The organism is Streptosporangium fragile, from assembly GCF_039534445.1.
Classification (GTDB): domain Bacteria; phylum Actinomycetota; class Actinomycetes; order Streptosporangiales; family Streptosporangiaceae; genus Streptosporangium; species Streptosporangium fragile.
In genome coordinates, this window is record NZ_BAAAVI010000024.1 from 97,074 (window position 1) to 106,525 (window position 9,452).

Here is a 9,452-nt window from a genome sequence, read left to right on the forward strand (position 1 = left end):
CCCCTCGGGATGGGCATAAAAGGGCAGCAAACACATAGCAGGTTAACGCCGTGTGTTCATGTCAACGCGTGCATCCACCAAGTTGGCGCCCAGCGGATACCTTTGATCACATGCACGCCATCGTGATCGATAAACCAGGTGGACCGGAAGCACTCCAGTGGCGGGAGGTTCCCGATCCCGAGCTCGGGCGGGGAGACGTCCTCATCGACGTGGCCGCGTCGGCGGTCAACAGGGCCGACGTATTCCAGCGGCTGGGGTTCTACGACCCGCCCCCCGGCGCCCCGCCGTACCCGGGTCTGGAGTGTTCGGGCGTCGTCAGCGAGGTGGGGCCGGACGTCGAGGGGTTCGCGCCGGGCGACCGGGTGTGCGCGCTGCTCAGCGGCGGCGGGTACGCGGAGAAGGTGGCCGTGCCCTGGCAGCAGGTCATGCGGGTGCCGGACGGTGTCGACCTCGTCGAGGCGGCGGGGCTGCCCGAGGTGGCGTGCACGGTCTGGTCCAACGTCTTCATGACAGCGCGCCTGCGGAAGGGGGAGACCCTCCTGGTGCACGGCGGCGCCAGCGGGATCGGCACACTAGCCGTGCAGCTGGCCAAGGCGTTCGGCTCACGCGTGGTGGTCACCGCCGGATCCCCAGAGAAGATCGCCCGCTGCCTGGAGCTGGGCGCCGACGAGGGGATCGACTACCGGCGGGAGGACTTCGCGGAGAAGGTCAAGGCCGATGTGATTCTCGACATCATGGGCGGAAAATACCTACCGGGAAACGTCAAGGCTCTGAAGACGGGCGGACGGCTGGTCGTGATCGGCATGCAGGGCGGTGCGAAGGGCGAACTGGACCTGGGCGCCCTCCTGACGAAGCGTGCCTCGGTGCACGGCACCACCCTGCGTGCGCGGCCCGTGGACGAGAAGGGGGTGATCGTGCGGGGGGTCGTGGACAACGTCTGGCCCCTGGTGGACGCGGGGGTGATCCGGCCCGTGGTGTACGCCCGGGTGCCCATGAGAGACGCCGCCGAAGCCCACCGGATCCTGGAGTCCGGAGACCACATCGGGAAAATCCTGCTAGTAAGTTGAGGCTATGAACGCTGAGGAGAGCACTCCGCACATCGTGGTCGTGGGTCCCCAGGGCTCTCAGCCCGACGAGAACGGCGAGGGACGGTCGGTCACCGAGCTGGTCGAGCAGCCGGCCAAGGTGATGCGCATCGGCAGCATGATCCGGCAGCTCCTCGAAGAGGTCAGGGCGGCTCCGCTGGACGAGGCCAGCCGCAAGCGCCTCAAGGACATCCACCAGAGCTCCATCAAGGAACTCGAGGACGGCTTGGCGCCGGAGCTGGTGGAGGAGCTGGAGCGCCTGTCGCTGCCGTTCGCGGACGACAACGGCAACCCGCCGAGTGAGGCGGAGCTGCGGGTCGCCCACGCCCAGTTGGTCGGCTGGCTGGAGGGGTTGTTCCACGGTATCCAGACCACGCTCTTCGCCCAGCAGATGGCGGCCCGCGCCCAGCTTGAGAACATGCGCAGGGCGCTGCCGGGCGGGATATCCGTCCAGCAGCAGCCGTCCGAGGGCCACCAGAGCGGCCCTTACTTGTAAGCGTCACAGGGCTTTTCACGCTGCTGGAGGGATTTTTCCTCTGTCGGCCCCCGCGGAGAGGCCCCGCTCACGCGGAGACCTCTCCCGCCGGGGACTCCTCCCCGTGCGCGAAGACCCCGCGCACGAAGGCCACCCGGGACCTTTCTCCGTCTGTGGAGACCGCCCGGGAACACTCATCATGCGTGGCGGCCTCGCGACCCGGGTCCGCGGGCACGCCCATGCCCGCCGGAGCCCTCAGGTCCTGTAGAGCTTCTCGATGACCCTGGCGACCCCGTCGTCGTTGTTGGTCGCGGTCACGTGGTCGACCGCGGCCAGCACCTCGGCGTGGGCGTTGGCGACGGCGTACGAGGCACCGGCCCAGTGCAGCATCGGCAGGTCGTTCGGCATGTCGCCGAAGGCGACCACGTCGGCGGAGTCGACCCCCAGCGTCCCGGCCAGTTCGGCCAGGGCCGAGGCCTTCGTCACACCGTGGGCGCTCATCTCGATCAGCGCCCGGCCGCTGGAGTGAGTGGGGGTGACCAGATCGCCCACCAGCCCGCAGACCGCCGCCTGGAGGATGTCCGGGTCCATCCGGGGGTGCAGCGCGAGCAGTTTCGCGCAGGGCCGAGAGGTGAGCGTGGCCGTCCCCACGCGGAGCCCGGCGACCGCCTTGCTGTCCCACCCACCGAGACGGAAGTCCGATTCGTGGGCAAATCCGCCCTCGTATTCCACGGAGAAGGCGAGCTCTGGCACCTTTTCACGGAGCCGTCTCACGACCTCTTCAAGCACGTCTGGGGGGATGAGGTGGGATTTGACGATCCGTTCGGTGTGCAGGTCGTAGACGAGGGCGCCGTTGGCACATATGGCCAGCCCACGATGGCGGACCGCTCCCGCGACCGTGTGCATCCAGCGGGGCGGCCTGCCGGTCACGAAGACCAGCGTGGCTCCGGCGTTCTCCACAAGCGAAAAAGCGGCCGCGGTTCGGGGGGAGACGGTGCCGTCCGAGCGCAGAGCAGTGCCGTCGAGGTCGGTGGCGACCAGTCTGGGGCTTCGCATAACACGTCCCAGTCTGCACCGTGATGCCCGGGGCGGCGGCGCTGGGGATCGTCTTCGGAGAATCTTCCTGATGGCGGGAACACCCACGCGCCAGATAGTGTTAGATGTGATGGCGTTGTATTAGCTGAATCCCGTTGTGAAAACCCAGTTTGACTGAGCCACCCCGGGGCCCGCTGTACGACACATGGGGTTCATGAGGTGTGAATCCCGAAGTTTCAAATCCTGAGGAGAGCTTTAATGGCTCAGGGAACCGTCAAGTGGTTCAACGCTGAAAAGGGCTTCGGCTTCATCGCACCGGACGGCGGTGCACCGGACGTGTTCGTGCACTTCTCCGAGATCCAGGGCTCCGGCTACCGGAGCCTTGAGGACGGGCAGCGGGTCGAGTTCGAGATCACGCAGGGCCAGAAGGGCCCGCAGGCCTCACAGGTCCGCGCCGTCTGACGCATAGACCTCTGGTTGGGCAGAAGGCGGGGTTCGCTTTACGCGAACTCCGCCTTTCGCGTTCCCGGGCCTCGCGTTCCCGGGCCTCGCGTTCCCGGGGCCTCGTGTTCCCGGGGCCTCGTGTTCCCGGGGCCTCGTGTTCCCGGGGCCTCGTGTTCCCGGCCGCCACAACTCCCGAGGACCCGCGTGCCCGATCCCCTTCAACCCGTGTGCTCCGGTCCCCGCCGGCCGCGACAGTCGCCCGGCGAGGGCGACGGCCTGACGGGCGCTCGGGCGGTGGGCGGCCGCGCAGGCGGCCAGTGCCTCCTCCTCGCCCCTGAGAGCGACGCTGAGAGCCTCGGCCGGGGCGATGGCGCCCGGGGGGTGCCCCGGAAGGCCGGTGTTCGTTCCTTGGCCCCTGCGGGGCTGTGAACGTGCGCGACCGGCAGGACACAACCCGGTCACGAAAGCCGCCGCACCCGAACCCGGCCGCGTCACGGTGGGTCTACTCGCTTATGGAGCATTCGCGCGTTCCTGCCCTCGCCTGGCTCGGACATCCGGCCACCGTGGTGGCCACCTTCGTGCTGTTGGTCAACGACCATCTCCTCAAGGCTCTCCAGCCCGGCCCCGTCACCGGCAAGCTGAGCGACATCGCGGGGCTGCTGGTCGCTCCGCCCCTGCTCGCCCTCGCACTGTCCCTCGCCTTCGCGTTCTCCCCCGCCCTCGTCCGGCTCGCCGCCCCCGCCGCGACCGTCGCCACGGGAATCGGCTTCGCCCTCGTCAAGACCACGGAGGCGGGCGCCGGGCTCGCCTCCCAGGCGTGGACCCTGGTCGCGGGCCCCTCCCGGGTCCTGGCCGACCCGACCGACCTGGTGGCCCTGCCCGCGCTGGGCGCCGCGTGGCTGGTCTGGCGCCGCAGCCGGGCCGATCACGCCGTGCGGCGGGCCCGCGTGCTGATCATCGTCCCGGTCGCCCTGATCTCGGTGACCGCCACCTCCCAGGCACCGGCTCCCCCCGCGGCCGTCGCGGTCACGGCCGACGACGACGCGATCACCGTCTTCAGCACCAGCGGCTTCTCCCGGGGAGCGGCGTTCTCGCGTGACGGCGGCCGGACGTGGAGCCCCGCACCGGCGCCCGCCGCCCTGCCCTCTCCCGCCACCCGCGCCTGCCTGCCGGACGACCCGCGGCACTGTTACCGCGTCGTCCCGCCGCGTCTGGCCGTGGACGAGTCCTTGGACGGCGGGGCGAACTGGAAGACGGTGTGGACGGTCTCCGAGGGGCGTGCGGACGCGCTACGGCGGAACACGGAGGACCACTCCGCGAGGGCGTGGCAGGGTTCCGCGGCCGTCGCGGTGCAGCGCAGGCCGGACGGCCACGTGGTGGTGGTGGCCAACGGCAACGACGGCATCGCCGTGCGCGACACGCGGGGAACCTGGCAGCGGCTCGGCTTTCCTCCCTCCGGCGAGGGCTTCTCCGCGGACGCGGCGGTCCCGCTCCGCTCGCCGGACGTCAGCCTGGTGCCGGAGTACCGCAACGGCTTCTTCGCCGGTCTGCTCGGCTTCATGGCGGGCATGGCCGTGGCGCGCCGTCACGAACCGCGGACAAGCCGCCTGGCCGTGTCCGCGTACATCCTCGCCCCGGCGGGGTTCGTGCTCAGCCTGCCGTCCGACAGCGTCCTCGGCACCCTGATGCTCGTGGCCGGTGTCGCCTGCGCCCTCATCGCGGCGGCCCTCACGACGGCGGCCGCGATCAAGGCGCGCGTGCCCGGCCGGGCCTGGGCCGCGCTGCTCGCCATCGCCGTCTGCACACCTCTCGTGATCGGCGCGGTGTTCACCAGCTGGGTCTCGGGCACTCCCGACGACTACGCGACGGCGGGGCTGCTCGCCTGGCTCGCCGGCGGCACCGGGGTCGGGGCGTCCGTCCTGGTGGGCTGGACGGCCACGAGGAACGCGGCGGGACGTCCGGCGGCGTGAGCGCGGTGCGGGCCCGATACGGGCCCGCACCGCGCACGGTCACCCGGTTACTTGACGGGTTCGAGCACGTCGAGACCCACGTAGGGGCGCAGGGCCTTGGGGACGACGACGGAACCGTCGGCCTGCTGGTGGTTCTCCAGGATGGCGACGATCCAGCGGGTGGTGGCCAGCGTGCCGTTCAGGGTGGCCACGTGCTGCGGCTTGCCGTCCTTGTCGCGGTAGCGCACGGCGAGGCGACGGGCCTGGAAGTCGGTGCAGTTGGAGGTCGAGGTGAGTTCGCGGTAGCGGCCCTGGCTGGGCACCCACGCCTCGCAGTCGTACTTGCGCGCGGCCGAGGTGCCCAGGTCTCCGGCCGCGGTGTCGATCACCCGGTACGGCAGCTCGACCTTGGCCAGCATCTCCTTCTCCCACTCCAGCAGGCGCTGGTGCTCGGCCTGCGCCTCCTCGGGGCGGGTGTAGGAGAACATCTCGACCTTGTCGAACTGGTGGACCCGGATGATGCCCCGGGTGTCCTTGCCGTACGAGCCCGCCTCGCGGCGGAAGCACGAGGACCAGCCGGCGTAGCGGTAGGGCAGCGCGGCACCGTCGAGGATCTCGTCGGCGTGGTAGGCCGCCATGGGCACCTCGCTCGTCCCGACCAGGAACAGGTCCTCCTCGGGCAGGTGGTAGACCTCGCTGGCGTGGGCGCCGAGGAAACCGGTGCCCTTCATGGACTCGGGCTTGACCAGCACCGGGGGGATCATCGGGATGAACCCGGCCTCGATCGCCTGCTGCATGGCCATGTTGAGCAGGCCGAGCTGGAGCCTGGCGCCGACACCCTTGAGGAAGAAGAACCGCGAGCCCGAGACCTTCGCGCCGCGCTCCATGTCGATCGCGCCGAGCAGCTCGCCGAGCTCCAGGTGGTCCCTGGGCTCGAAGTCGAAGGACGGCTTCTCACCGACCTCCTCCAGCACGACGTAGTCGTCCTCGCCGCCGGGCGGCGCACCCTCCTCGACCAGGTTGGGCACCGTGTAGATCAGCTCGTCGAGCTCGGCGGCCAGCTTCTCCGCCTCCGCCTCGGCCGCCTTGACCTGCGTCGAGAGATCCTTCGCCCGTTCCAGCAGGGCGGTCTTCTCGTCCCCTGAGGCACGGGAGACCGACTTGCCGACGGTCTTCTGCTCGGCGCGGAGCGTCTCGAAGCGGCTCAGCGCGCCGCGCCGCCGCCCGTCGAGGTCGAGCAGCGTTTCGACGACGGAGTCGTCCTCACCGCGGGCACGCTGCGACGCCCGTAGCCGGTCGGGATCCTCACGAAGGGTACGCAGGTCAATCACACCACAAGGCTACCGATGCGGGGCTCGGGCCCGCGCCCGGATCAACCGGCTCGCCGGTCGGATGGTCAGACCTGACCGTCGCGGATCCTGGCGAGCCAGCCGGCGGCCTCGGCGAAGTCGAGGTCGGCCGTACCGCGCTTGACCTGCGGGGCGAGACCGTCGGCGCGCGGGTAGCTGCCGAGGAAGCGCACGTCGGCGCAGATGCGGTGGAGGCCGGAGATCGCCTCGCCGACGCGGGCCTCGGCGACGTGGCCCTCGAAGTCGAAGTGGAAGAAGTAGCGGCCGATGCCGTCACCGGTGGGCCGCGACTCGATCCGGGTCAGGTTGACGCCACGGACGGAGAACTCGGTGAGCATCTCCAGCAGCGCGCCGGGGTGGTCGTCGGTGAGGAAGACGACGAGGGAGGTGCGGTCGGCTCCGGTCGGCTCGGGCAGCGGGCCGGGCGGGGAGACCTGGACGAACCGGGTGACGGTGTCGGCGCGGTCACCGATTCCGGCCGCGAGCTCGACCAGCCCGTAGTGCTCGCCGGCGATGCGCGCGGCGATGGCCGCGTCGTACGGCGAGCCGGGGAACGCGACCTCCTGGGCGGCCGCGGCGGTCGACGGCGCGGCGACCACGACGGCGTCGGGCAGCTCGCGGGCGATGAAGTTACGGCACTGGGTGATGGCCGCCGGATGGGTGAAGACCCGCTTGATGTGACCGATCTCGGTGCCGGGACGCGCCAGGAGGGAGAACTCGACGGGCAGCAGCAGCTCGGCGGTGATCAGCAACGGCTCGCCCCAGGCGAGTTCGTCGAGGGTGGTGGTGATGGCGCCTTCGAGCGAGTTCTCCAGCGGCACGACCGCTCCGTCGGCGTCGCCGCACCGGACGGATTCGAGGGCCGCGGTGACGTTCGGGCTGGGCAGGCGCTCGGCGTGCGGCACGAGGATGCGCAGGGCCTCTTCGGTGAAGGTGCCCTCCGGTCCCAGGTAGGCGAGTTTGGGCATGACCACAGGCTATCCGGGCTCCGTCCGAAAGTGTGGGGAGAACTCCACATTGCCCCAGCTCACCTCGGCGTCACCGGTTCACTGTGGACCTTCATGTTCACTGTGGACCTTCACGATGGACCGCAGCCGGTCCGCCATCGGCTTCGCGGCAGGCTCACGACCACTCCACGACCGGCTCCGCGGCAGACTCCAGGCAGGTCCGCAACCGCTGCACGACCGGCTTCACGACCGGCGGGGACGCGGTTCCACGTCGGGGCCGAGCCCGAGCCGGGCGGCGCGCACCGCGTGCTCCTCCTCGGGCGAGAGCGGCTGGTGGCTCCTGCCCCCGCGGAGGGGGCGGGCGTACGTCCTGGTCTCGGAGCGGCCGTTGATCGAGGTCAGCACGATCCCGTCGCCGAGCCCGTTCAGCAGCGCGACGGAGAAGGACAGCCGCCCGGCCGACTCCTCGAGGGCGTCGTAGCGGAACACCGCGACGTCCCTGATCGCCCGAGGGTCTCCGGCACCGCCGGCGACCCGCCGGGACATCCGCCGGCACTCGCGCACCGCGGCGCGCGCCTGCCGCAGCGCCGCGAGACCGAGGACGACCCCCGTGCCCCCGGCGATGCTCCCCACCACCATCCACAAGGTAATCGGCACGACACCCAGGGTAATCGCCACATCAAGGGAGCGTCTGGAAAAACCTCCTGCGCCTGGGCAGCCAGACCCCGAGCAGCCAGACCAGGGCCAGCGCGCCCAGCCCGAACCCGTTCTGCACGATCTTGCCGAGCACCGGGCTGACCACCGGGATCTCGGCCGCCTTGATCGTCACTCCCCACCACGGGATCGGCAGCACGTAGTAGAGCCAGACCCCGGCGGCCACCCGGAGCCTGACCGGGTCGCGCCCGTCACCGGCCAGTGCCCCGACGACCACGACCACCCAGGCCAGGTGGTGGATCCAGGCCACCGGCGACAACAGCACGGCCATCAGCCCGGTCAGGGCCGCGCCGGCGAGCGGGTGCCCGTCGAGCAGGGCCCTGCGGGCGTACCGGAAGCCGAACCAGGCGACCGCGGCGACCGCCGCCAGCCAGAGCAGGCTCGTCAGCCAGTCGGGCCAGTAGAGCCGGATGAGCATGCCCCGCATCGACTGGTTCGTGGTCGCGGCGTTGGCCCCGACCCGTTCGGGGTCGAGCAGCGCGCGGAACCAGAAGTCGGCGGCGTCGGCCGGGATCACCAGGAACGGCAGCAGGGTCAGCAGCGCCGCGGTGAAGGCCGCCATGAAGAAGGCCCTGCGCTGCTCCGGCCTGCCGCCGGGACCGAAACCGGTGAGCAGGAGGTAGATCAGGAAGACGCCGGGGGTGAGCTTGACCGCGGTGGCCAGGCCGATCAGCATGCCGCGCGGCCACGCCGGGCGCCGGACCGCGCAGTCGGCCAGGCAGAGGGCGACCAGCAGGATGTCCACCTGACCGAAACGGACCTGGTCCCTGATCGGCATCAGGTAGGTGCACGCGATCATCAGGACGGCGAACGCCAGCGGCGGCCACGGGCCTCCCAGCCGCTCCAGGGCGGGGCGGAAGGACAGGCGGACGGTGGCGGCGAGCGTCACGAAGATCAGGGCCGTCCACACCCACTGGGCCACCGGCCATGACATCACCGCCAGCGGGGTGGCCAGCAGCGCTGCGATCGGCGGGTAGGTGAACGGCAGCAGCTGGGGGGCGGGCGTGACGAAGTCGTAGACCGGCCGGCCCGCGAGGACCGCCTGACCGCCGGTACGGTACACATCCAGGTCGACCAGGCGCTGGTCGTCGACGTTGCCGAGCCAGTGGAGCACCAGCGGGGCCACCGCCGCCGCGATGAGCAGCAGCGCGGGCAGCCACATCCACGGGCGCCGCCCGGTTGTCGTCACCTCGCCAGTCGTCACGACCAGGCAGGTTACCGTGGGGCCGGGAGACACGGCCGCCGACGGGCACGGACATGGGGGAACCGGATGGCTTCGACGCACCGCGGTCGCGGACCCGCGCACCGACCCGACGGGCGCCCACCCGGTCCGGTGGGGCGGGGCGGGGCGGTGACGCGTGTCCGGCACCCGCGGACCCCCCGGGATCCGCGGGCCGCTCGGGATCCGCGGGCCGCTCGGGATCCGCGGGCCGCTCGGGATCCGCGGGCCGCTC

9 protein-coding genes are annotated in these 9,452 nt (G+C 71.0%); 4 read left to right on the plus strand and 5 right to left on the minus strand.

The window, feature by feature from the left end; genetic code table 11:
- The first annotated feature begins 110 nt into the window (after nucleotides 1–110).
- Nucleotides 111–1,067, plus strand: a complete 957-nt coding sequence (locus ABD841_RS18220; RefSeq protein ID WP_344972938.1) for an NAD(P)H-quinone oxidoreductase — start codon at nucleotides 111–113, stop codon at nucleotides 1,065–1,067.
- A 4-nt stretch (nucleotides 1,068–1,071) separates the two neighbouring features.
- The gene (locus ABD841_RS18225) at nucleotides 1,072–1,581 is read left to right on the plus strand and encodes a bacterial proteasome activator family protein (protein ID WP_344972940.1); all 510 of its coding nucleotides are present in this window, start codon (nucleotides 1,072–1,074) and stop codon (nucleotides 1,579–1,581) included.
- 234 nt (nucleotides 1,582–1,815) lie between these two features.
- Here ABD841_RS18225 and ABD841_RS18230 read toward each other — a convergent pair whose 3' ends face one another.
- Nucleotides 1,816–2,616 (minus strand): HAD family hydrolase, encoded by an 801-nt coding sequence (locus ABD841_RS18230; protein WP_344972942.1) that lies wholly within the window; start codon nucleotides 2,614–2,616, stop codon nucleotides 1,816–1,818.
- A gap of 237 nt (nucleotides 2,617–2,853) precedes the next feature.
- Between ABD841_RS18230 and ABD841_RS18235 the strand changes: the two genes are divergently transcribed.
- Nucleotides 2,854–3,057, plus strand: coding sequence for a cold-shock protein (locus ABD841_RS18235; protein WP_179821289.1), 204 nt, complete (start codon nucleotides 2,854–2,856; stop codon nucleotides 3,055–3,057).
- A gap of 545 nt (nucleotides 3,058–3,602) precedes the next feature.
- Entirely contained in the window at nucleotides 3,603–5,009 is a 1,407-nt protein-coding gene (locus ABD841_RS18240; RefSeq protein WP_344972946.1) for a hypothetical protein, read from the plus strand.
- A gap of 47 nt (nucleotides 5,010–5,056) precedes the next feature.
- Here ABD841_RS18240 and serS read toward each other — a convergent pair whose 3' ends face one another.
- The 4 genes from serS to ABD841_RS18260 all read right to left on the minus strand — a co-directional run bounded on the left by serS (nucleotide 5,057) and on the right by ABD841_RS18260 (nucleotide 9,202).
- The gene (serS, locus tag ABD841_RS18245; RefSeq protein WP_344972948.1) at nucleotides 5,057–6,319 is read right to left on the minus strand and encodes a serine--tRNA ligase; all 1,263 of its coding nucleotides are present in this window, start codon (nucleotides 6,317–6,319) and stop codon (nucleotides 5,057–5,059) included.
- Between the two features lie 65 nt (nucleotides 6,320–6,384).
- The gene (gene pheA, locus ABD841_RS18250; RefSeq protein WP_344972950.1) at nucleotides 6,385–7,305 is read right to left on the minus strand and encodes a prephenate dehydratase; all 921 of its coding nucleotides are present in this window, start codon (nucleotides 7,303–7,305) and stop codon (nucleotides 6,385–6,387) included.
- A 222-nt stretch (nucleotides 7,306–7,527) separates the two neighbouring features.
- Nucleotides 7,528–7,941 (minus strand): DUF4446 family protein, encoded by a 414-nt coding sequence (locus ABD841_RS18255; RefSeq protein WP_344972952.1) that lies wholly within the window; start codon nucleotides 7,939–7,941, stop codon nucleotides 7,528–7,530.
- A gap of 22 nt (nucleotides 7,942–7,963) precedes the next feature.
- Nucleotides 7,964–9,202 carry a glycosyltransferase 87 family protein gene (locus tag ABD841_RS18260; RefSeq protein ID WP_344972954.1) on the minus strand — a complete coding sequence of 413 codons (1,239 nt, stop codon included), beginning with the start codon at nucleotides 9,200–9,202 and terminating at the stop codon, nucleotides 7,964–7,966.
- Nucleotides 9,203–9,452 lie beyond the last annotated feature (250 nt).

What these genes read in the sequence shown, in the direction of transcription:
- ABD841_RS18230 (WP_344972942.1), bottom strand. Translation starts at nt 2,616, where the DNA reads ATGCGAAGCCCCAGACTGGTCGCCACCGACCTCGACGGCACTGCTCTG.
- ABD841_RS18235 (WP_179821289.1), top strand. Translation starts at nt 2,854, where the DNA reads ATGGCTCAGGGAACCGTCAAGTGGTTCAACGCTGAAAAGGGCTTCGGC.
- pheA (WP_344972950.1), bottom strand. Translation starts at nt 7,305, where the DNA reads ATGCCCAAACTCGCCTACCTGGGACCGGAGGGCACCTTCACCGAAGAG.
- ABD841_RS18225 (WP_344972940.1), top strand. Translation starts at nt 1,072, where the DNA reads ATGAACGCTGAGGAGAGCACTCCGCACATCGTGGTCGTGGGTCCCCAG.
- ABD841_RS18220 (WP_344972938.1), top strand. Translation starts at nt 111, where the DNA reads ATGCACGCCATCGTGATCGATAAACCAGGTGGACCGGAAGCACTCCAG.